At 42.9% G+C, this 26810-nt stretch carries 23 protein-coding genes; 6 read left to right on the forward strand and 17 right to left on the reverse strand.

The genetic code is table 11. The annotated features are described in order from the left end of the window. Positions 1-165: 165 nt before the first annotated feature. A complete protein-coding gene (locus F1E73_RS02335; RefSeq protein ID WP_150451006.1) occupies positions 166-1239 on the forward strand; it encodes a PA0069 family radical SAM protein in 1074 nt (357 codons plus the stop codon). A 257-nt stretch (positions 1240-1496) separates the two neighbouring features. Here F1E73_RS02335 and F1E73_RS02340 read toward each other — a convergent pair whose 3' ends face one another. The 8 genes from F1E73_RS02340 to F1E73_RS02375 all read right to left on the reverse strand — a co-directional run bounded on the left by F1E73_RS02340 (position 1497) and on the right by F1E73_RS02375 (position 12439). Then, positions 1497-4586 carry an efflux RND transporter permease subunit gene (locus tag F1E73_RS02340; protein WP_150451007.1) on the reverse strand — a complete coding sequence of 1030 codons (3090 nt, stop codon included), beginning with the start codon at positions 4584-4586 and terminating at the stop codon, positions 1497-1499. A 151-nt stretch (positions 4587-4737) separates the two neighbouring features. After that, on the reverse strand, positions 4738-5850 hold the full coding sequence (locus F1E73_RS02345) for an efflux RND transporter periplasmic adaptor subunit (RefSeq protein ID WP_150451008.1): 1113 nt from the start codon (positions 5848-5850) through the stop codon (positions 4738-4740). A gap of 15 nt (positions 5851-5865) precedes the next feature. Next, on the reverse strand, positions 5866-7167 hold the full coding sequence (locus tag F1E73_RS02350; protein ID WP_150451009.1) for a TolC family protein: 1302 nt from the start codon (positions 7165-7167) through the stop codon (positions 5866-5868). Between the two features lie 71 nt (positions 7168-7238). Further along, entirely contained in the window at positions 7239-8609 is a 1371-nt protein-coding gene (locus F1E73_RS02355; RefSeq protein WP_150451010.1) for a sensor histidine kinase, read from the reverse strand. Next, positions 8599-9288, reverse strand: coding sequence for a response regulator transcription factor (locus F1E73_RS02360; protein WP_086476426.1), 690 nt, complete (start codon positions 9286-9288; stop codon positions 8599-8601). Before F1E73_RS02360 ends, F1E73_RS02355 begins: the two co-directional genes overlap by 11 nt. 196 nt (positions 9289-9484) lie before the next feature. Beyond that, on the reverse strand, positions 9485-10708 hold the full coding sequence (locus tag F1E73_RS02365; RefSeq protein ID WP_086476425.1) for a hypothetical protein: 1224 nt from the start codon (positions 10706-10708) through the stop codon (positions 9485-9487). Positions 10709-10802: 94 nt separating this feature from the next. Next, a complete protein-coding gene (locus F1E73_RS02370; protein ID WP_086476424.1) occupies positions 10803-11243 on the reverse strand; it encodes a QcrA and Rieske domain-containing protein in 441 nt (146 codons plus the stop codon). Then, on the reverse strand, positions 11240-12439 hold the full coding sequence (locus F1E73_RS02375; RefSeq protein ID WP_150451011.1) for a di-heme oxidoredictase family protein: 1200 nt from the start codon (positions 12437-12439) through the stop codon (positions 11240-11242). Before F1E73_RS02375 ends, F1E73_RS02370 begins: the two co-directional genes overlap by 4 nt. A 97-nt stretch (positions 12440-12536) precedes the next feature. On the opposite strand from F1E73_RS02375, the gene F1E73_RS02380 reads away from it, so the two are divergent. Next, positions 12537-13196 (forward strand): metal-dependent transcriptional regulator, encoded by a 660-nt coding sequence (locus tag F1E73_RS02380; RefSeq protein WP_150451012.1) that lies wholly within the window; start codon positions 12537-12539, stop codon positions 13194-13196. Positions 13197-13363: 167 nt separating this feature from the next. Further along, a complete protein-coding gene (locus tag F1E73_RS02385; protein WP_150451013.1) occupies positions 13364-14059 on the forward strand; it encodes a DsbA family oxidoreductase in 696 nt (231 codons plus the stop codon). Here F1E73_RS02385 and F1E73_RS02390 read toward each other — a convergent pair. The 6 genes from F1E73_RS02390 to F1E73_RS02415 all read right to left on the reverse strand — a co-directional run bounded on the left by F1E73_RS02390 (position 14056) and on the right by F1E73_RS02415 (position 19003). Further along, on the reverse strand, positions 14056-14256 hold the full coding sequence (locus F1E73_RS02390; RefSeq protein ID WP_150451014.1) for a hypothetical protein: 201 nt from the start codon (positions 14254-14256) through the stop codon (positions 14056-14058). The two genes, F1E73_RS02385 and F1E73_RS02390, sit on opposite strands and share 4 nt — an antisense overlap. A gap of 35 nt (positions 14257-14291) precedes the next feature. Further along, positions 14292-15563, reverse strand: a complete 1272-nt coding sequence (locus F1E73_RS02395; protein ID WP_150451015.1) for an MgtC/SapB family protein — start codon at positions 15561-15563, stop codon at positions 14292-14294. A gap of 42 nt (positions 15564-15605) precedes the next feature. Beyond that, positions 15606-17030 (reverse strand): Gfo/Idh/MocA family protein, encoded by a 1425-nt coding sequence (locus F1E73_RS02400; protein WP_150451016.1) that lies wholly within the window; start codon positions 17028-17030, stop codon positions 15606-15608. A gap of 90 nt (positions 17031-17120) precedes the next feature. Next, complete coding sequence (locus F1E73_RS02405; protein WP_150451017.1) at positions 17121-17777, reverse strand: HD domain-containing protein; 657 nt, start codon at positions 17775-17777, stop codon at positions 17121-17123. 2 nt (positions 17778-17779) lie between these two features. Continuing rightward, positions 17780-18511 (reverse strand): lysophospholipid acyltransferase family protein, encoded by a 732-nt coding sequence (locus F1E73_RS02410; RefSeq protein ID WP_086476416.1) that lies wholly within the window; start codon positions 18509-18511, stop codon positions 17780-17782. An 81-nt stretch (positions 18512-18592) separates the two neighbouring features. Further along, positions 18593-19003, reverse strand: a complete 411-nt coding sequence (locus tag F1E73_RS02415) for a BrxA/BrxB family bacilliredoxin (protein ID WP_086476415.1) — start codon at positions 19001-19003, stop codon at positions 18593-18595. Between the two features lie 136 nt (positions 19004-19139). Here F1E73_RS02415 and F1E73_RS02420 point away from each other — a divergent pair, with 136 nt between their 5' ends. Beyond that, positions 19140-19877 (forward strand): TerB family tellurite resistance protein, encoded by a 738-nt coding sequence (locus F1E73_RS02420; protein WP_086476414.1) that lies wholly within the window; start codon positions 19140-19142, stop codon positions 19875-19877. A 285-nt stretch (positions 19878-20162) separates the two neighbouring features. Here F1E73_RS02420 and F1E73_RS02425 read toward each other — a convergent pair whose 3' ends face one another. Together F1E73_RS02425 and F1E73_RS02430 are read right to left on the reverse strand one after the other, a co-directional pair. Beyond that, a complete protein-coding gene (locus F1E73_RS02425) occupies positions 20163-21302 on the reverse strand; it encodes a PepSY-associated TM helix domain-containing protein (RefSeq protein WP_150451018.1) in 1140 nt (379 codons plus the stop codon). 77 nt (positions 21303-21379) lie between these two features. Continuing rightward, positions 21380-23764: a TonB-dependent receptor gene (locus F1E73_RS02430; RefSeq protein WP_150451019.1), complete on the reverse strand. Its 2385-nt coding sequence runs from the start codon at positions 23762-23764 to the stop codon at positions 21380-21382. 646 nt (positions 23765-24410) lie between these two features. Between F1E73_RS02430 and F1E73_RS02435 the strand changes: the two genes are divergently transcribed. After that, positions 24411-24848 carry a deoxycytidylate deaminase gene (locus F1E73_RS02435; RefSeq protein WP_086476411.1) on the forward strand — a complete coding sequence of 146 codons (438 nt, stop codon included), beginning with the start codon at positions 24411-24413 and terminating at the stop codon, positions 24846-24848. A gap of 11 nt (positions 24849-24859) precedes the next feature. Next, a complete protein-coding gene (locus tag F1E73_RS02440) occupies positions 24860-26497 on the forward strand; it encodes a S41 family peptidase (RefSeq protein ID WP_150451020.1) in 1638 nt (545 codons plus the stop codon). Positions 26498-26587: 90 nt separating this feature from the next. On the opposite strand, the gene F1E73_RS02445 is transcribed toward F1E73_RS02440, so the two are convergent. After that, entirely contained in the window at positions 26588-26788 is a 201-nt protein-coding gene (locus F1E73_RS02445; RefSeq protein WP_086476409.1) for a hypothetical protein, read from the reverse strand. Positions 26789-26810: the final 22 nt, after the last annotated feature.

A 26810-nucleotide genomic window follows, 5' to 3' on the forward strand; every position in this document is an offset into this window, starting at 1 on the left:
ATCTAAGTCGGGTATTTTCCGCTCTTACCACGAGCCGTCCCTGAAACATTCGCTAGCTTCCCTTGGACCATTAGTTGGTTTTTCAATAATTAATCAAACATAAATTAACATATTTACTTTTTTGCAATTGGATTTATTCCATAATTTTGGAGTAAATCCATCATTATGAAAGTGAATCCAGTTATTAAAGGGCGTGGAGCCCAACAAAATTCAAACAATCGTTTTTCCGAGTTCTCCAATGAGCTGCGAGACGATTTTCTGGAGTTTTGCCGACTGGAGGGAGAGGAGGTCGCTTCCAATAAAACCCAGTACCTTCCTATTTATCCTAAAACCATCGTAAATAAAGTGAATAGTCCCGATGTAGGGATGGCCTATTCCCTAAATCCCTACCAAGGATGTGAACATGGGTGCATTTACTGTTACGCCCGTAACTCCCATGAGTATTGGGGGTATAGTGCCGGGTTGGATTTTGAAAGAAAAATTCTGATAAAAAAGGATGCCCCAAGCTTGTTAGAAGAAAAGCTGAAAAGCAAGCGTTGGAAGGCAGCCACCATTGTACTTTCGGGCAATACGGACTGTTACCAACCGGCAGAACGTGAATTTGAACTTACAAGGGCCTGCTTGGAAGTATTCCTAAAATATAAGCATCCCGTAGGGATTATTACGAAAAATAGCCTAGTGCTACGGGATTTGGACATCTTAACCCAATTGGCAAAGGACCATCTAATTGGTGTAAATGTGTCCGTAACTTCCCTTTCCGAAGCCACTAGGAGAATCTTGGAGCCTAGAACGGCCTCCATTAAAAAACGGCTAGAGACCATAAGGCAGCTTTCCGAGCATCAGATTCCCGTGAAAGCCATGCTGGCACCCATAATTCCAGGGATAAACAGTCATGAAATTCTTGGGCTGGCCAAAGCAGTGGCAGATAATGGTGCCTTATCCTTTGGCTATACCGTAGTAAGGCTCAACGGAGCCATTGGGGTACTGTTTGAGGATTGGATACGAAAGACCCTGCCCAACAAGGCAGATAAGGTGCTAAACCAGATTAAGGATTGCCATGGGGGCACACTAAACGACAGTAGGTTCGGTGTCCGAAGTCGCGGAGAAGGTAAAATAGCCCAACAGATCCATGAAATGATCCATTTGGCCAGAAGGAAGTATTTTAAGGATGCTCCTGTTCCCCCGCTGAATACTACCCTTCACGAGCAATATAAGGACGGGCAATTGCGACTTTTCTAGGAAGACGCGTATATGTTTGGATAAACGTAGTCCATGTTTGTCCGGTAGAGCGCCAGGCCGAAAGAAGCGTTCTGGCGGACAGTCTGGACCTTTATTTTTCAATAGCCACGGCGCTTTAGGCCGTAGAAAATAGGGTAGACTACCGATAATCATAATCTAGCTACGGTTTATCAATGAACCTAATGCAAAAAAAAATTCCCCGTGAATACTCGCGGGGAATTTATAATCATCCTACATTCAGGAAAATAATAATGGGTTTATTTTCGGTGCGACTTCCTATACGCCCAGTAAAACAGTTGTGGCAGTACGGTTAAAGACAATATCATACAGATTAAGAGTCCCCCTACAATCATAATGGCCAAGGGTTTTTGAATTTCGGAACCCATTCCTGTAGACATGGCAGCAGGAAGCAATCCCATGGAGCCCATTAGGGCGATCATTACAATAGGTCTTATTCTACTGTGAACCCCATTGGAAATAGCTTCATTCAGCCCTTTTTTGCGCATGTTTTCTTTCATCACCGCAATCAAAATAATGGCATTAATAGTATTTACACCAAAGAGAATTATAAATCCGATTCCGGCCGATATTCCAAAAATAGTGTCTGTGACCCACAGCGATATAAATCCGCCTATAAAGGCAAAGGGAATGGTAGCTGCCGCAATCAAAGTATCTTTTATGGTGCCAAAGTTAAAGTATAAAAGAAAGAGAATCAGCAACAAAACAGCAGGAACAATGCGTGCCAATTGCTTACTGGCGCGCTCCTTGCTCTCAAATTCCCCTGCCCATTCCATTTTATTGGCCTTGGGTAAGTGTACGTTCTCTGCTACTTTTTGTTTTGCTTCAGCTATGGTACTCCCCAAATCCCTGCCTTCTACACTAAATCCAACCGCAATATACCTACTACTGCCTTCGCGGTAGATAAAGGTGGGGCCTGTTATATAACTAATGGTGGCTATTTCTCGTAGGGGGATCTTCTTTCCATCCATGGCGGGGATTAGTATTTCCCCAATCTTTTCATCGGTGTCCCTATATTCCTCGGCAAAGCGCACCCGCACGTCAAACATCCGTTCGTTCTCATAAAAGGTGGTGGCCGCCCGGCCCCCGATGGCCATCTCTACCACGGCTTGCGCATCGGCCATATCAACCGCGTAACGGGCCAGCTTGCTATCGTGGATCTGAATACGCAGTTCTGGTAGGCCAATATTGCGGTATACATTTAAATCTTCGATTCCCTCCACATCTCTAATACTATTGGCTACTTGGTCTGCATATTTTTCCAATTCAAAGAGGTCGTCCCCAAAAATTTTTACAACCAAGGAACTTTTTACCCCGGCCACATATTCCTCCACATTGTCTTGGATAGGCTGACTAAATCCGAATACAATGCCGGGGTAATTTTGTAATACCTCTCGCATTTCCTCAACAAGCGCTGGCTTTCCTATCTTTCGTTGCCATTCTTTTTCGGGATGCAATTCTATGTGAAACTCAATATTAAAGAAACCGGTGGGATCCGTTCCGTCATTGGGTCGGCCTACCTGGTTAAGTACAAACTTCACTTCCTCAAACTGTCTAAGTTCTCCTTTTAACTCTTTGGCAAGTCTGTTGGCCTCCCCAATATTTACGCTATTGGGCAAGGTGGCACGCACGTAAAGTGCTCCTTCGTTTAGGCTGGGAATAAACTCGGACCCGTAGAACAGGAAGCTTACCCCACATGTCATTAAAAGCGCGCCAAATCCGTACAAAGTAGCTTTTCTTCTCTTGTTGGTCCATAGGAATAGCTTGAAGAGGTTTTGTTGGAAAAATCTGGAAACCATATTCTCCTTTTCCACTATATTCTTTTTTAAGAGTAGCTTAATCATTGCCGGAACGTAGGTGATACTCAGTATCAAGGATCCGGTTAGTGCGTATCCTAAAGTAAAAGCCAGGGGTTTAAACATTTTTCCTTCCACCTTTTGGAAGGAAAAAATGGGTAATAAGGCCACTATAAGGATAATCTGCGCAAAAACAATGTAGGTAGCTACGCTGCCCGCACTTTTTTTGATCAGGCCCAGCTTACTCATTTTATTGAATTTCTCCATTCCCATTTGGCTCGCTCTCTTGTTCATTGCAACAAAGACGGTTTCCACAATTACTAGGGTCCCTTTTAGCAACAAGCCAAAATCTATGGCTCCCATAGAAATTAAATTGGCAGGTAATCCCTGGATCCTCAGCATAATGAGTGCAAATAGGAAGGATAAGGGAATAACGGAGGCAACTATTACGGTTGTTCGCCAGTTAAATAGGAATACAAACACAATTATAGAAACCAGGAGAATGCCTTCCACTAGGTTTTTACTAACCGTACTCACCGTAGCATCTACCAAGGTAGTCCTATCTATAATAGGTTCTATTAAAACATCACTAGGGAGGATACGGTCATTGAGTTCAGCAATTTTTTCCTTTACATTGGCAATTACTTCATCCGGATTTTGCCCTCTTAGCATCACTACAATCCCCTGTACCAGGTCTTCCTCATCCTGGAGTCCAACCGATCCCAGTCTTGGCTTGGCCGTAACCTTTACCTCGGCCACATGCTTCACAAGGATAGGGGTGGTACCTTTCACCTCTATCAGAATATTCTCTATATCTGCTACTCCTTCCAACAGACCTATACCACGTACTACATAGGCCTGACTCCCTCTTTCAATAATATCTCCCCCTACATTGATGTTGGTTTTCCTCACCGCCTCGAACACCTCCAGGGGCGATAGGTCGTAATTGGCCAGTTCCGTAGGGTTAATTTTTATCTCATAGATTTTTTCCTCGCCTCCAAAACTCACTACATCGGCTACCCCAGGTACCGATACCAGTTCCCGTTCTATTACCCAATCGTGGATGGCGGTAAGTTCCTTTATGGGAAGGTCGCTTTTTAGAACATACCTAAAAATTTCCCCGGTGGCCCCATAGGGTGGTTCTATCCTAGCATCTGCACCCTCTGGGAGGTCGGCCCCCTGCAAACGATTGGCCGTGTATTGTTGGGCAAAGAAATCGTCTACCTCATCGTCAAAGATGACGGTTACCACGGAAAGCCCAAATAGGGAGATGGACCTCACCTGCGATTTTTTGGGAATGGTATTTACCGCAGTGCTTATAGGTAGGGTAACAAATTTTTCTACTTCCTCCGCACTTCTACCAGGCCATTGGGTAATAATTCTGGCCCTGGTGTTGGTCACATCCGGGAAGGCTTCAATAGGGGTGTTTAAATAACTAACTATGCCTGCAATGAACAGCAAGGCGGTAAGGAAGAATACGATAATAGAATTCCTTAAGGAAAAGCCTACTATTCCTTGGATAAATTTTTTCATATGTAGATATCTATTGTTTTTTAACGGTCATACCAGCCCGACTAGGTCGTTCTGGTGGGTGCGATTTGCAAATCTTGATTCGGTATTTGCCCGCCGGAATGAATCTTTCGGGCTGGCGACCAATTTTCGGTTATGCTCCTTTCAAGGTGAATTAGTTCTGGAAATTTTTGATTTGTTCGTGGATTAGAAGCTGATTCCGGGTTATAATGTTTTCCCCTTCTTCCAGGCCCTTAGCAATAAAGGTGTTTCCATTGCTCCTGGTGAGGATGGATATTTTTCTAATTTCTAGATTGCAATCGTCCTTATAGACAACCACGTAGTTCTGATTGTTGTCAAAGACCATAGTATCGGTAGGGATACTCAGGGCTTCCCTGTTACTTTCTTTAAGGGCGAAAACATCTACCAACATGCCAGGTTTTAACTTTAAATCCGAATTAGGCAGTACCACCCGCGCTTTTAAGACTTTGGCCTCCGCATCCAATACTTGGGAGATGGCAGCAATGCTTCCTTCAAAGGTTTCGTCCGGATAGGAAAGCGATTGAATACTTACCGGCATCCCAGGGGTAATGTCCTGCACATTAGTGGCGTACACGTTAATGGTGACCCATACTTCATTTAGATCGGAGATAGTGAAAAGGGTTTCCCCTCCGGCCGTAATAGGGGTGCCAGTGGCAATTGCCTTGGCCGTGATGATGCCAGAATGCGGTGCTTTTATTTTGAAGACCCCTTTTTCTGGACTGGCACTGTACAATCGTAGATTGGCATTTATTTTTTCTTTCTCGGCTTTTAAAATAGCGAGATCGCTCTGTACCCGTAATAAATTCTTTTGGGAAGAAATTCCGTCGTCATACATGGATTGGGTGGCCTTTAAAGCTTCTTCGGCCACCTGTATCTGTGAGTCAATGGTCTGTGACTGGGCATAGAGTTTGGAAAGATCTACACTTTGCATTTCGGCCAATATCTGGCCTTTCTTCACCTCATCACCCAAAGAAAAATAGGTTTTGGAGATAATACCATCTACCAAGCTCATAAAATGAACCACCTTATCGGGATTGGGTTCTACGGCCCCCGTAAGGTGTATGTCTTCCGTAACCATTTTTCTAATAGGGCTCGTAATAGCAATTTTGTTCTTAAAATTATCATCCATGCAGTAGGAAGCATCCTTACTTGGTTTTGGAGGTGGCACCGTTTCTGCACAGCTACCGAGTAGTAGCCCAGCAATTAAACAGATGAAGATGGATGGGAATAATGTGTTATTGTTCATGTGTATTGTTTCAGGTTATTTAATAATGTCTTGTCCAACGGCATAATTCAATTCCTCTTTTCTTAGGAGTAATTCCTTGCCGGCTTCAAGAATGATCTTTTTATTTTCTAGATAGGCATCCAAAAAATCTATATACTCCAAGAGGCCAATATGCTTCGCGGCGAAGTTCTTGTTGTAGTTCTCCAGTAACTGTTCCAAGGTGGTTTCGTACTCCGGATCAATGCCCTGTAGAAAGCTTAGGGCGTCTTCAAGATTTTGATAAGCAAGGGCAATCTCATTTTCCACGGCAAGGGATTTCTGGTCCAACATTATTTGGGATTGCTCCCTTCCCAAAGCGGCGGCTTGTATATTTCCCTTATTCCTATCAAAAATGGGTAAGTCTATTTCTAGACCAAAGCCTATAAAATTGTAAAGGATGCTACCGCCACGGTCATAACCCGCTTTTAAAGTAACATCGGGTACGCGCTTTGCCCGTTCATAAGTATAAAGGCGGTGGTATTCCTCTTGGTTAAGCTGGGCCAGTTTTAGATCTGGACGGGAGCTCGCGGCCAGTTTTAGCAGCTGGGAGAGGGGACTAAGGCCGTTCTGGTGCAAAGGGGGTTTAAATCCTGCCTCGGTTATGGTCAATTGAGTAGTGGCAGGGAGCCTCATAAGTAGCTTTAATTCTTTTTCTACCCCGTGCAGTTCGCGTTTAAGATCATTACTTTCCTTGTTAAACTCCATCTCCAAGGCCTTTAAGCGGATGTATTCCCCTTTTGCAATATGTCCCTGTTTCACTTGATTTTTATACGATTCAACCAAATAATTAAGGGCTTGGAGTTGCTGCTGGTACACCTGCAGATTTAGTTGCAGATATTGCATTTGGGTAAGCTGATGGCGGAATTCAATTTTTAGACTTCGCAATAGATCTTCAAAGTACTGCTGGGCCTTATCTGCTCCTACCTGTTCTAAAGCCAGTAGCTTTTTTCGTTTCCCGGCAGTTAAAATAAGTTGTTCCAATCCCACGCTAAACTGTTGATAGCGACCCTTATTCCCAAACAATGGAGGCAGCTCTTCGCCGTGCGGTTCCCTCTGGCTCTGGGTGGCCCAGAGGTTTACCTCCTCTATGGATAGGGAGGGGTTGGGCCAAACCTTGGCCTGGAGCACCAAGGCTTCCGCTTTGGGAATTTCCAGTTTTTCTGCCATCAGGGACAGGTTTTGTTCCAAAAAAATGGCCTCAGCCTCTTCCCTGTTTAGGGATAGGAGTTCCTGGGCCTCACTTGCATTATAAAATAGGAAAAGAAGTATACAATAAAATATACGGGTACCAATAGTCATAGGGGCTGCATCTTAAATGAGCAACAAAGCTGGCCAGGACTACCTTAAAAAGACCTTAAAATGGATAAATTTTAGCTTAAGGGGAAGCTTAATTCAAAAATGTTTTTGTTAGGGGAGGGGTTAGAATAGGTGATATCCCCATGGTGTAATTGCACAATTTTATGGGTTAATACCAAGCCAAGACCAAATCCTGTGGGGTCTTGACTATTGGTCCCCTTGAAGAAATGATGGAAGAGGTATTTCTCCTCCTCCTTTTTAATGGGATTGCCACTATTGATAAAGGCTATTTTGAGGTAGAGGGGATCGCTAAAAATAAAACGGATTTTGGCAAGGGGCTCCGAACTATAGGCAATGCAATTATTCATCACATTAAGAAAAGCCTGCTTTAGCAATAATTCGTTGGCCTTAAGCTCTAACTGCGATTCCTTAAATACTTCTGGTTGAAACTCAATTTCGAAGCGAAACTTGGGGTAGAGAATGCCCAATTCCTCAATGGCGGTAAATATTATCTCATCTACGCGCAAGGGCGTAACGGCCAAGGCCCGCCCCGATTCAATTTTGGAAACCTCCAACAATACCGTAATGATATCGGCCAAGGAGTTGGCATTTAAGATCTGACTTTCAATAATCTTGTTTTTTTGGGAAAGATTGTCCTGTGCCTTGGCTCTTTCCAATTCCGATACCAAAATGGCAATGGGGGTTTTAAGCTCGTGGGAAATATGCTGTACAGCGTGTTTTTGAAATGAAAAAACATCCTTGGTTCTATTGACCAGTGCATTAAATTTTCCGGTGAGGTAGTTTATTTCATAGGAATTGGTGGCCACTGAGATCCCCTTAAATTTTTGCTCGTTAAAGTCGATGTCGCTCAGTTTTTCGGCCAAACTGGTAATGGGTTTAGAAATTTTGGCCGATAAGTAATGACTAATGAGTAGCACAATAACGGTAATGGCCAAGGAAATAATGATCAGTATATTTTGCAGGAAATTTAGCTTGGTATAGCCAAAGGCGTCATAGGCCTTGCTGATGGCGTAAAAGGTGGCGTCTTCCCTTTCTACATATATCCCAATCAGGTCATAATCGTCCTCTTTGGTCTCTATCCATTGGTTGGCGGGGGAAAGGGAGTTTAGGATATTTTGGGCATTGTGGATGGGGAGATCATCGATACTTCTAAAAATCAGTTGTTTGTTGCGATCATAGATAAGCATTTTCTCATCAAAGAAATCGTGTATGCTATGCCGGTCCATGATGGTTGCCAAACTTTCACTGAGTTCTTTGTATTCGGCAATGAGCCCTAGGGTATAGTGGATTTTTTCGTTTTGTCGCTGTTGAAATTCCTCTTCTCTATGCTCTGCAAAGAGCACGTATATTATAACAGAGAAAAGGACTGTAAGTGTTATTACAGTGGCGGAAATATAGATGTGTATCTGATTCTTAATTTTCATTTACATCCACATAATAGCCATAGCCAATTCTGGTTTTTATAGTGTTTTTCCCAAATGGCTTATCTAGCTTGTTTCTTAAAAAATTCATATATACCTCTATGGTATTGGTGTTAGCCTGAAAGGAGCTTCCCCATATTCTTTCAATGAGGTCCGATTTGGAAACAACCTCCCCTGCATTTTCCATTAAGCGATAGAGAATTTGGTATTCCCTGGGAGTCAGGGAAATTTCCGTCCCTAGCCTAAAGACCTTTTTCTGTGCAGTGTTCAAGGTAATATCGCCTGCAGTTAAGACGGTACTGTGTTGTTGGGCGTCATTATTTCCACTGCGTTTTACTAGGGACTGAATTCTTAGGACCAATTCCCGCATAAAAAAGGGTTTGGTGAGGTAATCATCGGCACCACAATCAAAACCTTGTACCTTATCTTCCAGTTCGCTAAAGGCGGTGAGCATTAGAACCGGGGTTTGGGTATTGTACTTCCGAAACCTACTGCATAGGTCAAAGCCGTTGCGTCCAGGGAGGTTTATATCCATCACCACGCAATCAAAGGATTCCTTCTTAAGCATGCGTTCTGCCAAGAGTCCGTCATAGACCACTTGGACCACCATGGACTCTGCTTTCAGGGCCTCGCCTATATTCTGGCTAAGGGTATGGTCGTCCTCTATAATTAAAATTTTCATGGGCTCCTAATTGGTTTTTTATACTGTAGGGAATATTTCTCAGTTACGGGTAGCTATTCTTCCCTCTGCCCAAAGATAGCCTTAAAAAGGAAGGATGTCTAACCTCTTAATTTGTAGCAGCTAATACCGATTCATTAAAATCATGGGAATTAGGATCCCATGTCCAGGTTTTAAGGACTTTCTTTCTAAGGTCTACCTAGAAATAAGTGGAAAGTCCCAAACTAATTCCTGCTGTTTTTTCTGCAGGGTTATTATGTACATCAACTTGCTGCTGTATGCGATAATTAAGGCGGAATACGGTTTGTTGGGAAGGTCTAAAGCTAATGGCGGGCATTACGCTCCACAAGTGGTCCCCAATAGTATAGCCGGTTTCTTGGAAGGTGCCTACATTCCAATCCACATATTCCAATCTACAGGCCAAGTTGAGGGATGCCTTTTCCCACCCCAACATTTTTTTACTGATCAATGGTTGTACTACGTCTACAAACCCTCCCTGCTGTTTGTTCCCGTAGAACTGGGTATAGTTGTTAGGAATATCTACGTTTATCCATGCCCATTCGCCGGTGATAAAAGTGTTCCATTTGGGAAGGGTGTGGTTATAATCTATGGCGAACACCTGAAGTCTTCTCTTTTCGTCTACTGCTGCTCCATCGTCTTCAAAGGTGTTGTAAATACCGCCCATATAGGACAAACCTAGCTCTCCAAAATTATTGTGACGTACTGCCACTTTCCCTGTGGTTAAGGGGGTACCGCTAGCACTTTCTTCAAATCTAGCAAAATTGGCTTTGGAGGCGGGCAAATAGGTCCTGTTTTGGTCGTTGTCTATAATAGTATGGTCAAACCCTCCGCTTAGGTAGGCTTCATAGCCTAACATCCAATCCCCTTTATAGGTTTTACCAAAGAGTCCAAAACCAGCATTGCTCCAGGTAGAAGGAAGCATTTGGGTAGCGGAAATGGGCCTATCGGTAAACTCCCATTTGGGGCCGTCGTGATTTTGGTTAAAAGCCCCAATCGGATTCATAATGATTCCTCCGCGGAGATTGAACAAGGGGTGGAATTCTACATCCAAGGAAGCGAATTCAATCGCAATATGGTTTCCGCCTTCCTCAAATTCGATCTCACTCATAAATTTTAATTTTTTCCCGATGGTAGACGACACAAAGAGGGTCATTCTCCTCATTTGAAATTCGTGTCCTTCCGTAATGCCTTCGGTACCCATATATTGCCAGTTGGCTTCCATATACCCGCCCACGGAGACGGGCAATTTACCTAAGTTTAGAAAAGGCCTATCGTAAACGGCATCCATATTCAATCCCTGTTGGGTGCTGTCCGTTTTATTGATTTGTAAAAGAGTGGTATCTATTTGGGCCTGGGCCATCCCTGCTATTAATAAAAGTAATAGGGTAATTAATTGTTTCATCTGTTGCGATTTATGGTGGTTCCTACTTTAACGAAATCCTTTGAAGAATTCGTGGGACCGGTCAATTTTATGGTATGTTTTATCTCGATCTTGTTTATGCCGCGCTTAAGGATACATGGATATTTTCCTGTAAAACCTTTACAGGAAAGGATCTCAGTGCTTCCGTGGCAGGACCATTGGTCACCTTGCCCTTATTGTCAAATTCACTCCCGTGGGCAGAACAAACCAGTTTGTCTCCATAGGCATTTAACTCATTCCCTTGGTGGGTACATTGGAGGTACAGGGCGGTATAATTCTCCTCTGAGAAGCGAAATAGAGCAATAGGGTATTGTAGTCTGGTATTGCTAACCACTATATAATTGTAATGGCCCTTATTTTTTGCAAAGTCGGCCTTAGAAATCACTAATTGATCTCCATCTATGGGAGCTGTAATGTTTTTGGTAGCCACGCAGCTTTGCAATAACATACCTACAGAAGTAGCCCCTAAGCAAGCTAGTCCGCAGGTTTTTATAAAATCCTTTCTATGCATTGTCATAAGCTTTCCAAAAATTTAATTAGGTCTTCTTTTTCAGATTGGTCCAGGCCAACGTAAAGATTTTTACTGTTCTCAGCCTCTCCCCCATGGAGTAGAATGGCCTCTTCTATACTTCTGGCCCTGCCGTCGTGCATTAAAAAGTAATGTCCCCCTTGAGAATTCTTGGATAGTCCCAACCCCCATAAAGGGGCAGTACGCCATTCTGAGGTAAGTGCACTTCCTTCGGTGTAACCATCGTCCAGTTCTGGTCCCATATCATGTAGTAATAAATCGGTATAGGGGTGGAAGGTTTTATGGGACAATGCCTCTATGGGGGAGTATCCTGTTTTCATTTCCGGTAAATGGCAAGAGGCACACTGTATTTGTGAGAAAATTGCTTTCCCCTGCTGCACCTGTGGATCATCCTGATCTCTGGGAATGGGTGCTTTTAAGGTCTCTAGGTAAAAAACGACGTCTCTAATGGTTTGTTGGGAAATTTCTGGATCTATGGATAAACCAGAAAAAGTGTCAATGGGGTCAAAGATCGAGTTGATTCCCATGTCTTGGTTGTAGGCGTCAACGGTTTGCTCTAAGAGATCGTATACCGAAGCTTTTTTTCCAAAACGGTGAATATACTTTCCGTCCCTGGTGATGGCATCGGGACGGGGGATGGTAAAATCCCTGATGTAATCCCAATTGGGCACCCCGGAAATACCATCGTCGTCCAGATCATCGGGGTCGGCTAGCGCAAGGAGGTCTTCGTCCGTTACATATTGAAGAAATCCAAGTCCGGTAACCGCTGGCGGTGTTAGCACAGAAAAGGTGGCTCCTTCTGGTATAGTTTCTGGCGTGTAACCAGGTAGGGCACGATTTTGTAATTGGGGTCCGCCCAAATGTAAAAACTTATTGCCGGTAGCGTCTATTTGTCCAAAACGAGTTAGGGAGGTAGAAGGCAGGCCCTTCCCATCCCCCGCATGGCAACTAACACAGCTAGTGGCTACGAATAGGGGGCCAAGTCCATTTCCGGAATGGAAAAGCTCGTCGTTAAAAGCAACATCGCCGCGAATAAATTGTGCGCTTTGCGCATGGGTTAATCCTTCCATGGGGCCATCCAACAACTCGGATTCCATGGGTGCTGAGGGAAGAATGTCTTCACATGAAAGCACGATCAATCCTATTAGGATCACGCTTAAGACTTTAAAACTGGATTTTAGCATTGACCTATAATTTAGTTAGACATGCAAATATATAAAGTTAGGAGCACCTAACAAGAATTAATTTTAAATATTTCTATCTTTACGGTAAACTATTGAAATGCCTTCACAAACAACGGAGAATTATTTAAAGGCCCTGTACCACCTACACTTAAAAAATCCTGAGATTTCCTTAACGGAATTGGGGCAGCGCTTGGAGGTTAGTAAGCCTACGGTGAACGAAATGATCAAGAAAATGGAGAAGCAGGGTTGGGTAACCTATGTAAGGTACAAGCCCATAACCCTTACCGAAGATGGGGAGAGGGAGGCTGCCAAGGTTATTAGAAAGCACCGTTTGTCCGAGATGTTCCTTACCGAAATTATGGGGTTTGGTTGGGAAGAAGTACATCAGATAGCCGAACAGATAGAGCATTTAAAGTCGGACGCCTTCTTTGATAGGATGGATGAGTTGTTGGATTTTCCCACCAAGGATCCCCATGGCTCTCCTATTCCGGATAGGGAAGGAAATTTTTTAGATAATAATTATCAAATGCTTTCCCAAATGGAAGAAGGCCAAACGGTGGTCTTGAATGCCTTGCGAAGCAGCGGTAAGGAATTTTTAATGTTTTTAAACAAGAAGGAAATAAGTTTGGGCCTGGAAATTACCATAAATCAAATTGAGGCATTCGATCGAAGTGTCACCGTATCTTATGGCAAGCACAAGAACGTAGTACTTAGTCAGGCTGTTGCTTCAAAACTCCTGGTTTCCCAAACGGAGTAGGGGCTGGGTTGGGATTCATTGGATAGCCCTTTGCTTGGTCCAAGCGATGTACCACATTTTCGAGGGAATCTTTGTAAGGTTTTACCGTTTAAACGAACCTATTGTTTGGTACATAGGTGTTAGCACCAAACATACCAATTGGTTTATAAATTTAATAAAGTAAGCATATGGAAATAAGTATTTGGTCGGACATACGGTGTCCCTTTTGTTATATTGGAAAAAGGAATTTTGAATCGGCGCTGGATAAATTTAAGTATAAGGATAAAGTGAAGCTAGAGTGGAAGAGTTTTGAATTGGATCCCACTATGCAGACCCGTACAGATATTAGTGCCATTGATCATTTCTGTGAATCCAAGGGTGTAGAGCGAGAGCAGGCAATGCAAATGTTTAACGGGGCAGTACAAATGGCTAAAGCGGTAGGTATTAACTTTGATCTTGCCCAGTCCGTACCTGCAAATTCCTTGAAAGCGCACCGACTCTTGCATTTTGCTAAGGGTAAAATTGAGGTAGATAATTTAAAGGAGGCCCTTTTGGAGGCACATTTGGTAAAAGGGGAAAACATAGACGATATAGGCTACTTGGTAAGCCTTGCCAAATCTAAGGGATTGGATGGAGCGGAAGTACGTGCCATGTTAGAATCGGATGATTTTACTTATGAGGTAAGGCAAGACCAAATGGAGGCCCGCAACTTGGGAATTGGCGGCGTCCCTTATTTTGTGGTAAACAATAAGTTTGGGATTTCTGGAGCGCAACCTTCCGAAGTATTTTTGGAAGCCTTGGAGAAGGCATATGAAAATCAGCAAGAGGAGGCCTTGGAGGTAAAATCCGATGGTAGCTGTAGTGTAGACGGAGAGTGTAATTAATTATAATTCCTGTTACTCTTCAAATAAGTGGGAATTAAGGCTTGCAAGCTTACCTGCCCGTTGAGGTGGGTGTAGAAATGCAAACGGGCAGTTTCCACATCTGCTGGGTCATGAACTTGCCCTGCGGTACGTAACATATCCATCTCCTTTCCATGATCATGGGAAGGAGATTTTTTTATGGAAAATTTTAATTCCATGGCCCCTAGTATTTAGGGGTGTAGATGGCAATCTATTACCCTAGAAGTGCTATATAAAGGGTACCCACCAAGATAACGGCACCAAAAATATACCCCACCCACTTTCCTGTGGCCCTAGATCCCCTAGAATAGGCAATCCCTAGTTTTACCAAGGTGTTACTAAGGGTAGCGGCAATAATAACGAGGGAGGATAGTTTAAGGTAAGCAGCCTCCAAGCCAAAGTTGGCCATGCTAATAGTGATGGCGGTGGTATCTGCCAAACCTGCGATGAGGGCAGAATAATACAATCCGCTTTCACCAAAGTAAGCATTCCCAAAGTGTACGGCATAAAGGATTATCACATACATCACCGCAAATCCAAGTGCATTCACAATATTGAGGGGGTTGCCCAAATCTATTTCGGTAGCGGCCTTGCCCGAACCTTTTTTTATCAACAGTACGCTAGGAATAAGGCAGATTAAGGTTAATAGGGTAAGGGGGATTGCCAAATAGTGTAACATATCCGAATTAAAGATGGTTGCTAGCAGGGCCAAACGTGGAAACATAATAGCCGATGCAATGATGATGCCCGCACTGTATTCCCTGGATAATTCTGGGTTAGACTTACTCTTGGCAGCATAATTCCATGTCACTGCCGTACTGGAAATGAGTCCGCCTAAAATAGCGGTCAATAAAATCCCTTTCCTAGATCCCACAAATTTTACCAGAAAGTAGCCTATAAAATTTAGGAAGGATACAATTACTACAATGGACCCGATTTCGAACGGATTCAACAAATTATTGGCTCCATAATCCCTGTTGGGTAAGAAGGGCAATATCAAAAGAGCCAGAATAACAAACTTTATAAAAGCAAAAAGCTCCTGATGCGTAATGTTTTTAATAATGGATCTAAAAGTGGTCTTTAGGGAGAGCAGGGTTACCAAAATAACAGCTGTAGCCACGGAGTCTCTATACCATTCCTCAGAAACCATTAAGCCCAATACAAAGGCAACAATCAAAGCAAGGTTGGTAGTGACCCCCAAGCTAATTTCCATCCTAGATTTTATGATTTGGCCAATACCTAGAAATAGAATCAATGTTCCAAATCCTACAATGGGCAACCAATGGGAAAAGGAATCCGTTAAATTTCCCAAGGTAAATCCCAGAATGGTAACAAGGGGAAAGGTCCTAATACCGGCAAAGCCTGTAACGCCCTTCAGTTTGTCGTACTCCCGCTCTAACCCTAGGATTAGTCCAATCGCCAAACTCACAAGGACTCCAAGCATATAGGGCCCTATCAGATTGCTTAAATACGCTTCTGGCTGCATATTGTTGTGGATGCTTAATTAGGAGTACGAAAATAGGCTATTTTATGTCAGCTCCCAACCCTCCCGGTAACTGCCCTGTACCCAATCATTGGCTTTTTCGAAGTTGGTTACCCGCATATTTTCTCCGTCCCAATGTATTTTTCTTCGGCCGGGATAGTCAAACGGATCCCAATCGCCCGCTTTTTTACCAGGTTTATAGTTTTTGTATTGAAAGGCCCTAATGGCCAGGTTGCCCATAAGGACAGCCTCGGTAAGGGGGCCGGCACGATTAAAATCGGAAGAGGTTGGGGTGCCGTTCAGACAGGCCTCCACAAAATTGCGCTGGTGTCCGTTTATACCGTTCGTTATTCTGTTTAAATAGGGTTTTGGCGGTTGAAATATCTTCATTGTGCTAGAGGGGAGTATTCGGGCATTTCTAGAATAGGTGTCGCATATTAAAATGCCACGGGTTGCATAAAAAATGGAGCCACCTCCGGCATCGCCAATGGGTTCCCCGTCTTTTAAGCTGTCGGGCAGGTCGGGCAAGAGTCCGCCATCATACCAGTTTAACCTAAGCTCCCCATGCTTTTGGGTGTTAAATTTGAGTCGCACTATGGAAGATGAGGGGCAGGAAGCGCTATAATCGGCCTCCACAAAATCGTCCACCCAATTGGTGGTACAACTGGCTTCGGCCTCTGTAGGGTAGCCCAGCTCCAACACACTAAAGGGAGTTTCCATAATGTGGCATCCCATATCCCCTAGGGCTCCTGTACCAAAATCCCACCAACCGCGCCATTTAAAAGGTAAATAGGCATGATTATAGGGACGCATGGCGGCCACCCCTAGCCAAAGATCCCAATCCACACCTTTTGGAATTTTATGCTTTTCCGTGGGTGCGGGGATTCCCTGGGGCCAAACAGGGCGGTTGGTCCAACAGTCTACCTGGGTTACCTTCCCTATAACCCCGGCATCTACCCATTCCCTGGCTTCCCTGCTTCCATCGCTGGAGGCACCTTGATTTCCCATTTGGGTCACCAGGGAATTCTCTTTAGCCACCCGTGTTAAGAGTCGTGCTTCCTTTATATTATGGGTAAGTGGCTTTTCTATATAGGCATGCTTTTTAGCCTTCATAAAAGGCAAGGCAATGCGGGCGTGCATATGGTCTGGCGTAGCCACCATAATGGCATCTACTTGACTGAGCTGCGTGTCGTAAACCTTTCTAAAATCCTTAAATCGTTTCGCCTTGGGGTATTTTTTATAGGAATCAGCAGCCAATCTATCATCTACATCACAGAGGGCAACAAACTTTACTTTATTGGTGTTATGGAGTCCCTTTAGTACTTCTACTCCCCTACCGCCTACTCCAAAAGCGGCCATGTAAAGGGTATCGCTTGGGGGAATGTGTTGTTTCCCCAAAACAAAACTGGGGACAATGGTAAATGCGGCTGAGGTGGCCGCTACGTTTTTCATAAACTTTCTTCGTTGCATCTCATGTCCGTTTTAGGGTAAATACAGTATAAGATACAAAAAAAATAGCCTAGAAACTCTAATAAATAGGAAGTAAGGTGGTTGATTGGCTTATGCCTTGCCGTTCCATTCCTTATAAAACTGCTCCAAATATTGAAGCATAAACTGATGTCGCTCTTCAGCCAATCGTTTTCCGGTGTCCGTATTCATCTTTTCCTTTAAGAGCAGTAATTTTTCGTAAAAATGATTGATGGTCGGGGCGTTGGATTTTTTATATTCCGCCTTGGTCATTTTTAGGTTGGGGGCAATTTCAGGATTATACATTTCCCTGTTTTTAAATCCGCCATAATTAAATGCACGGGCAATGCCAATGGCGCCAATGGCATCTAAACGGTCTGCATCCTGTACCACCTCCAATTCCTTGGAGGTAAAAACCTGGTTGGGATTTAGGCTAGCGGAAAAGGAAGCGTTTTCTACAATTTTTATAACATGCTCAATGGTCTCTTCCTTTAGGGGTAAGGTTTGTAGAAATGCCTTCGCCATCTTGGGACCAATGGATTCGTCCCCCTCATGGAATTTTGAATCGGCAATATCGTGCAACAAAGCCGCCAGACTCACGACCAAAACATCCACTTTCTCATCCTTGGCGATTAGGAGGGAATTTTTAAAAACACGCTGAATATGAAACCAGTCGTGTCCGCCTTCGGCTCCCTGCATCGCTTCCTTAACAAAGTTGATGGTTTCCTCAACAATTTCTGTACGGGTCATTATTAGTTTTTTATATGTTGGGTAATGGTCTGCTCTACTTCCGCGAGAAGTTCGTCTATATTATCCGTAATTTCCATGGGTGGGTGTACCTCAAAGCGCAGGTGGTTCCCAAGACCGTAGGGGAATTTGCCGTATTTCAACATCTTCCAGGAGTTGTTAATACTAATGGGTACTATTAAGGCAGAGGGTGCTTTTTTGATAAGCACTTTTAGACCAGTGGTATGAAATTTCTTAGGTTCGCCAGTTTTACTTCGGGTACCCTCGGGGAATATGACGGCAGCCCGCTTGTGCTTTTCTATGTATTTGCCCAGTTTGGCAATTTGGGCAAGGGATTGCCTGCTATCTTTTCTATTGATTAGTACAGAACCTCCATGTCTTAAGTTATAGGATACACTGGGAATGCCTTTTCCCAGTTCTATCTTACTGACAAATTTGGGGTGATGCTTTCTCATAAACCAAACAATGGGGGATATGTCGTGCATACTCTGGTGATTTAAAACCAAAATAGTGGGTCTATCCGTGGGGATGGTTTGGGGATTGTTAAAGGAGTAGGTGGTGCCCAGTACATGGGTGCAACGTATTAGGCAAAGGTTTAGAAGGGCCACACTTTTTCGATGGGCCTCATAGCCAAACCAATTAAAACAGATCCATTGTATAGGGTGAAACAGGAGCAGGGTTGCTCCAAATAGGATCAGGTATAGTAGGGATAGGGGGTATGCGATTATTTTTTGCATCTTACAAAAATAAAAAACCGCCCTATTACAAAGCGGTTTTTGAATTAAATTTTTCTGAGTGCTTATTTTAGAGCCATGGGGTTAGCAAAATTCATTGTAAGCCTCCATTAGGTTCTCTGCGATAACTTCTGCAGGTCTACCTTCAATATGATGGCGCTCTATCATATGGACTAACTCTCCATCTTTAAACAAAGCCATACTTGGAGAAGATGGGGGGAAGGGAACCATTAGATTCCTAGCAGCATCTACTGCTTCCTTGTCTACTCCAGCAAATACCGTAGCCAATTGGGTAGGTTTTTTTGCATTTTGAAGGCTCATTTTTGCGGCCGGTCTGGCATTAGCTGCGGCACAACCACATACGGAGTTTACCACCACTAAAATGGTTCCCTCTTTATTGATGGCCTTTTCCACTGCCTCCGCGGTATATAGTTCTTCAAACCCAGCTGATGCTAAGTCTTCTCTCATCGGTTTTACTAATTCTGCAGGATACATATATGTTATTTTTGTATGATTATTAATAAGTGCCTCAAAGATAACCATTTTAGTGCACTCCATTAGAATACCTTAACTTTTCATTAAACCTTCCGTTCTATGGTAAAATTATATCTTTGCCCAAATTTACGTGAAGATGATAAAATGGATTGCCGCCATATTGGGGTTTTATTTGTTTAGGTTTCCCGGAGCCATATTAGGATATTTTATTGGTAGTTTTATAGACGGCGTTAATAATAAGGGCAGTTCGGGGGGGCGATCCGTATTTCAAGACTTCACTAGGCAATCTGTAAGTCCGGAAGATTTTGAGCTTCACCTATTGTCGCTCTGCTCTATAGTGATTAAAGCAGACGGAGTGGTGAGTCAGCGCGAAATGGATTATGTGCGTCAGTACTTTGTTGGTGCCTATGGAAAAGACAAGGCCAATGCCATTTTTAGGACCTTTAACGAGGTGGTTAAGAAGAGGGAGGTTTCGGCAGAAAAAATCTGTACGTTTTTAAATCAGCGTACCCGGTATGAGGTGCGATTGCAATTATTGCATTTCCTTTTTGGAATTGCCCAAGCAGATGGAACGGTTCGGCAGGCCGAAATTGATAAAATCAGGGAAATTGCCGGGTATTTTAGAGTGAGTATGGGCGATTTTGAAAGTATTAAGGCCATGTTTATAAAATCGGCCGATACCGCCTATAAAATTCTAGAGATAAATAAATCGGCCACGGACGAGGAGGTTAAAAAAGCCTATAGAGCCATGGCTAAAAAATACCACCCAGATAGGGTAAATACCCAAAACGAAGCCATTAAAAAAGGAGCCGAAGAGAAGTTTAAGGAAGTTCAGAAGGCTTACGAGACCATTCAGCAGGAAAGAGGCTTGTAGTAGGTACCTGCCCCTTAAATCCCTTATGGTTTGGGATTGCATAAGGGGTGTAGGTAGAAGCGTTCCTGGTTGAATATGAGGTGCAATTATTTGGTAGGCTAGGCTTGCAGTTGAAGTAGCTTATACATTTAAGGGGGCTAAAATCAATACCATTTTTTTTTGAATCTCCTGTCCAACTAAGTTGGGTAGCAATTCATAGTAGTATCCGGTAAATCCTCGCTATTGCCTTTTGTTTTTACCATTACAATGGCGTTTTAGTACAATTCTTAATTTCTGATTTAGGGTCTAGCACCTTTTTGAACCCTTTTTCTTTTTTAACTTATTAAACCAAATGAGTGTCCCTGTAATGGGCAGGCTGGTACCGATAAGACAAGCCAAAAAGTAGATGAACTTGGAGAAGCCTCCAAAGATCTCTCCCGTATGCAAGGGTTTAATCAGGCTGGCAAGCTTAACATTAAACGGTTTGTTGCTGAAAAGATCTTCCTGAAGGGTGTTCCCATAGCGATCTATCAGATAGGTATCTGAGGCGGAGGGCATCCAGCTAGTTTCATCGTATTTGCTAAGGGTGTAATAGGGGGTTTTTTCGGTTGGAAAATACATAGTGACTTTTCCGTTGTAGGGCAGTTTCTCATTTAGCAGGATGAGGGCATCTTCATAATTGATGGCAGGGACTTCTTTCTTAGGGTGATGGTGCTGTAACTTACTATTGTTCCTCCCAAAAATGGGGGTGCCAAGCAGCTTGCCCAAGCCTTCGCGGTAACCTTCAAAAGACCAGCATAGGCCGGTAATGCCCATGATCAATAAAAAAGCACAGGCGTAAAATCCTAGGGTATTGTGAAGATCGTGGTTAATACGTTTCCAATTGGCGGAGGTTTTTATTTTGAACCCCGTTTTTAAATTTTTCCACCTTAGTCTTTTAGGAAACCATAGTATTAGACCGCTAATGCTTAGGATAATAAAAATGATGGTAGCAATTCCAACGATAGGTCTTCCATAGGGAATATCCAAAAGCAGCCAACGGTGCATTTTAAATATGGTCAGCATAAAGCCATCTGCCGGATTTTGTTTGTTATGTAAAATTTCTCCGGTATAGGGATCCATAAAATAGGTGCTTCCCCTTTTTTCCTTAGGATCTTTTTTAACAACAAATGCATAGGGGGCCTCTGGGTGTTCTTCAATACTAACCCTGCTGACCAGCCCCTTGGTGTGGGCCTTTAAAATCACCACCAACTCATCCAAGGAATGTTTTTTGCCAATGGCCTTCACTTGGGGGTCTTGTGCAAAAAGGGCTTTAATTTCCTTTTCATAGGTAAGGATGGTTCCTGTAGCGCAAATAATAAATAGAATAATCCCGCTGAAAAGGCCTAACCACAAATGAATGTCGTTGATAAACTTTCTTAGGTTGGCCGATTTCTTTTTTGTCATTGAAACACCATTTTAGGGAAAAAGTTGCGGGGTAACACCTCGCACCTCTAGTAAATAATAAACAATTGGTTGATCGCTTAGAAGGAATACGTAATTACCCCTGCAAAATTTCTAGGATCGGTTTGGTTGATGTACCTGGTGCGGTAGGCATTGTACCCAATTTCATCCAATACATTGTTCACTAGGAACCTAAAGTTCCAATGTTGGTCCAATTGATACGATACCTGGGCATTTACCATAGTATAGGCCGCTACATCAAAAGGTTTTTGGTTAGGAACTATCCCTTCATGGGTGATGGCTCCCGAGCTCCAATCGTTAATAGGTCTTTCCCCGGTATAGTAGGCTCCCGCACCTAGAAATAGGCCGTTTAACCTTCCTTTAAAACCATAATTGGCATAAGCGTTAAAGGTGTGTTTAGGAGTGTTTAGCGGAGAAGAACCAAAAACATAGGCATTGTGTTCTTTGTACTGTGCATCGATATACGAGTAGCCTGTAATAACCTCTAGCCTATCTAGGATCCTTCCGGTAAGTTCTACTTCTATCCCTTTTCGCTCGTCGTTCCCGCCTTTTTCATAGAAACCTGTGGCAACCCAGTTTTCATCGTAAACGGCAAGGTTAATATTCTTGTTGTTAATTTTAAAGAAGGTGAAATTGAATCTTAGTCTGTTATCCAACCAATTCGTTTTTATACCCGCTTCCAATTGGTCAAAACGCTCATTTCCTAATTCCTTTCCTTCCGCGTCTAAACGGGTTGCGGTTCTTGGGTAGGAGCTATTGGTATAGGAGGCAAAAACATTCAGGTTGTTTACGGGTTGTAAAACAAGTCCAAATAGCGGATTAAAGGCATTGCTATTGGTAGTTTCAGTTGCAGTACTGCTTTGTGTGGTACTATAGCGTACCCCTAAAAATGTTTTTAACCAGGAGTTTAAGGTGATAACATCCTGGGCAACAAATCCAATAGATCTAGAGGAAGACCCAGCTTCATTGGCGGCTCCGAAAGCCAACGCCCCTGGCAAAGTATTGCTTATCCCTGTAAATACATTGATGGTATCTACGGTTGCAACGCTTTGGTTAAACGTATTAAAGGAAGTGGTCCTGTAATCAAATCCGACCTGAAAAGTGTGGCTAATGCCTCCAGTCTTTAATTTGTTTCCCACCAGATCAAATTGTAAAACGCTGTTGTTGTCTTTTCTGGTTGAAACGGAATATCCCCTTTTTCGCAATTCGTATTGGGGGGTTCCGTTGTCATCGGCTACCACATTGCCCAAACTTGCTCCCTTATCATCCAGATCCAAACTGGATTTGTAATAGGCGGCCTGTAGGCTTAGTTTTTCGCTGAGGTTGCGCTTAAATCTAAGGGCGTAGGTAGAGTTTTGAGTGATGGATTTGTCGTTCTTATACCCCAGAAACCGGTGGTATGGCATATTGTAAATGGCATTGATATCATTTTCATTTAAGTTTACCGTACCTACATCCGGGGTTCTGCTATCATCCATATAATCCATTTCCATGCTAAGGGTGGTGTTGTCGTCTATACGCCATTCTAGGGATGGGTTGATGTAGAATCTTTCCGAGCCCACACCTTTTCTAAAGCTATCGGAGCGCTCAAGGGCCCCGTTTATTCTAAAGGCTAGATCCTTCTTCTCGTTTAAGGGGCCGTAAACATCAAAGGTGGTTCTTGCTTGTCCAAAGCTGCCTAAGCGTAAGGAAGTATTACCTCCAAACTGATATATAGGGGTTTTGGTTACGATGTTGATAACCCCTCCAGGGCTTCCCAAATCGGTGGCAACACCCTGGGTGATGGCAGTAGCGCCTTTTAGCACCTGAATATTGTCTACACCTTGCATATCGGTTAAAATCCCTACCCCTCTAAAATCGGAATGTACCCGAACCCCATTTTTAAGTATGGGGATCCCTCTAAAACCTCTAGAGGACATGCTTTCCCTTTTGTTGCCGTAGGTTGCAAAGGTATATACCCCTGGAACGTTTTTGGTAGCATCGGAGATGGTGAGATTCCCTTGTTGTTCTATCAGTTTTTGGGAGATTATAGAGATACTTTGTATTTGTTCGTATGGGGCTAGGGGTAGTCTGGTAAGGGCCTCTATTTTGTCTGGATGCTCATAGCGGTTCCCAAATACTTCTACCTGGTCTAATTCCATGCCGTCCCTGAGACTAACTACTAGTTCCACGGTTTCGTTTTCTCCAAGGGTTATTGTTTTTAATAGTGGTTGATAGCCAACAGAGCTTATTTTAAGGGTGTGCTGCCCTGGATTTAGATGGTTTATGGAAAAATTCCCGTTTTCATCTGCTGCCGTTCCAATGGAAGCCGGCTCCAATATTACCGAGGCATAGGAAATAGCATCCTGGTCCGAGTTTAATACTTTTCCGCTTATTTTTCCTTCTTGCGCAAATCCCCATTGAAGGCAAAATGCGGCGAGTAGGAGCAATGATTTATTGTACATTTTATTTAGACTTAATTTAAATTAGGTGGCAAATATAAAGCGGCTGTTTTTTATTTTAAAATTATTTAGAATAATTATAAATAATAAATTTAGAGGGGCTGGTTATGAGTAAATTACCCAATTGGGGATCCCCGTAGTGGTGCCTATAAAAAGGTGAAAACGCGATTTTCAGTCAATAAAAGGATGGAGTTTTAAGCCCTGATTTGATTTTTTGGAGCGAAGGAGGATGCGTAGTTTCCCCAGTTTGGATTAGATCCTTTATAGGGTTTGGGAGCACTTAGGTATTTCCAGTTTTCCCGGCCTGAACGTGGCATTTTTAGCGAAGAATTACCTTTTGTTGTTAGTAGAAGTGTTTCAGAAAACAATAAAGTTTAAACAGGTTCTTTTTAATCAAATATTCTTCAGTATGGAGGTAATTGATCCAGTGTCTATGGATGCTACTATCTTCGGTTGACAGGAATTTTATAAACCTTAACGGTAATTAAAACCATTAATTCATAAAATGCATTAATTTTGAGTGTGGGAAGGATTTTCCACCCAGTAAATCAACTTTTCCTTTATGGGTTCATGGCAACTGCAAAATAAATTGAAGTAGTCTGCAGGAGTCTTGGTTATAAGGAAGATAATTTAAGTGGATATAAGTACAATGAAGGAACGCAAGCAAGAAAAATACGATAGAGCGTATTTGCGTATGGCGAGCGAGTGGGGGAAACTCTCCTATTGCGAGCGAAAACAGGTGGGGGCAATAATTGTAAAGGATAGGATGATCATCTCGGATGGTTATAACGGCACCCCTACCGGATTTGAGAATATTTGTGAGGACGAAGAAGGATATACCAAATGGTATGTATTGCACGCCGAGGCAAATGCTATTTCTAAAGTAGCCGCCTCTACGCAATCTTGCGAAGGGGCCACCCTGTATATTACCCTCTCGCCATGTAAGGAATGCAGTAAATTAATTCACCAATCTGGCATAAAACGTGTAGTATATCAAAAGGCGTACAAAGATGATGCTGGTATACAGTTTTTGAAAAAGGCGGGGGTAGAGCTTATTCAGATGCCAGAAATCGTAAATACCCTATAAGATTTTAAGAAATGAAGCGCAGAAATACCTTTATATGGCCCACCATCATTGCCTTGGCATTGGCCATTGGTATTTTTATTGGTGGAAAACTGCACTTTAATGATTCTTCTAAAAAGCTTTTTACCAAAAACTCCAATAAAGACAAGCTCAATAGGCTGATAGACTTTATAGATTATGAGTATGTAGACGAGGTAAATACCGATAGTATTGTAGATGTAACCGTCAATAATATCCTTGAAAAATTGGATCCGCATTCCGTTTATATTCCCAAAAGGGATATGACGAAGGTTTCCGAGAATATGAAGGGCGATTTTGTGGGGATCGGGGTTAATTTTTATATGTACAAAGATACTATTTCGGTAATCCGACCGGTAGAGGATGGTCCTAGTTATCTAAAAGGTATTCAGCAGGGAGACCGCATCCTTATGGCCGATGGGGATACCTTGTTTGGTTTGGGAGTCCCTAATGACGAGGTGGTAAAAAAACTGAAAGGGAAAAAGGGGAGTCCGGTAGAATTACAAGTGTATAGAAAAAAAGAGGATAAACTCTTTAAGGTAGTTGTAGAGCGAGACGTGGTACCCATTAAAAGCGTTGAGTCTTATTTTATGCTTACTCCAGATATGGGGTATTTAAAAGTAAATAGATTTGCAGAGTCTACCTATAGAGAGTTTAAGAAAGCCCTGCGCCAACTGGAGGCCATGGGAGCTAAAAAACTAACCCTAGACCTCAGGGATAATCCGGGTGGTTATTTAGGGATTGCCGAGAAAATGGCTGATGAATTTTTGTCCGAAGGCAAGCTGATTTTATTTACCAAGAACAAAAGGGGGAAAATAGACAGTGTATTTGCTACTGGTAAGGGGCATTTTAAAAATAAACCGGTCTATGTGCTGATTAATGAGAAGTCTGCATCGGCGAGTGAAATTATTGCAGGTTCCCTACAGGATAATGATATTGGGACCATAGTAGGTCGCCGGTCGTTTGGCAAAGGACTGGTACAGCGCGAAATGGATCTGGGTGATGGGTCGGTCGTACGATTAACAGTATCCAGATACTACACCCCTACTGGGCGTTCTATACAGAAATCCTACGAAAATGGAAATCGGGATTACTACCAAAAATTTATGGACCGCTACCATAACGGTGAGTTGCTTTCCGTAGATAGTATTAAGGTGGCCGATTCCCTAAAGTTTAAAACCCCAAAGGGGAAAGTGGTTTATGGTGGCGGGGGAATAATTCCAGATGTTTTTGTGCCCATTGGCTCCAATGAGTCGGAGGCGATTGCCAGTATGAATTTCCAGTTTATCCCGTTTTTCGTATTTACCTATCTCGATGAACACCGGGAATATTTTGATCGCTTCAATAAAGAATCCTTTATAGAAGAGTATGTGGTAGACGATATCTTCTTTGAAAATTTTGTCACCTATTTTTCCAAAAGCATCAATATAGACTTTTATGCCCACGAGGAAAGTATTAAAACATACTTAAAGGCCGCCTTGGCAGCTCAGCTTTTCGATGCGAATGCCCATGCCAAAATACTCAGCGGTACCGATGATATGGTGCTTAAGGTGCTGGAGCTGGATGGGGCAAACAGCGATGGGAGCGGTCAAAACACCACGGTTCTTACGGAAAAAAACCTAGAGGTAGAATAAGGAATAAATTGGTTCCTATGGTATAAAAAAAAGCCTCAGTAGTAGTGCTTACCGGCTGTGCTGCCTCGGACTCTAAAACGAAGGAGTGTGTTACTCCTTCATTTTCTTTTCAATCTTTTTGGAGATCGAATAAATAACCAATAATGCGATGGCGCATAGCGATGCCACAATACCGATCAAGGCAATTATGCTGTCACCTTCCAAAGGTGCGTCAAAATCTACCATGGTTATATTAAAGATAATAAGGGCCAAGCCCAATACGATAAGTACTCCTAATAATATTTTGTTCATCAGATCAATTTTCTAACGCTCC

Source organism: Arenibacter lacus (assembly GCF_008711145.1).
GTDB classification, from domain to species: Bacteria; Bacteroidota; Bacteroidia; order Flavobacteriales; family Flavobacteriaceae; genus Arenibacter; species Arenibacter amylolyticus.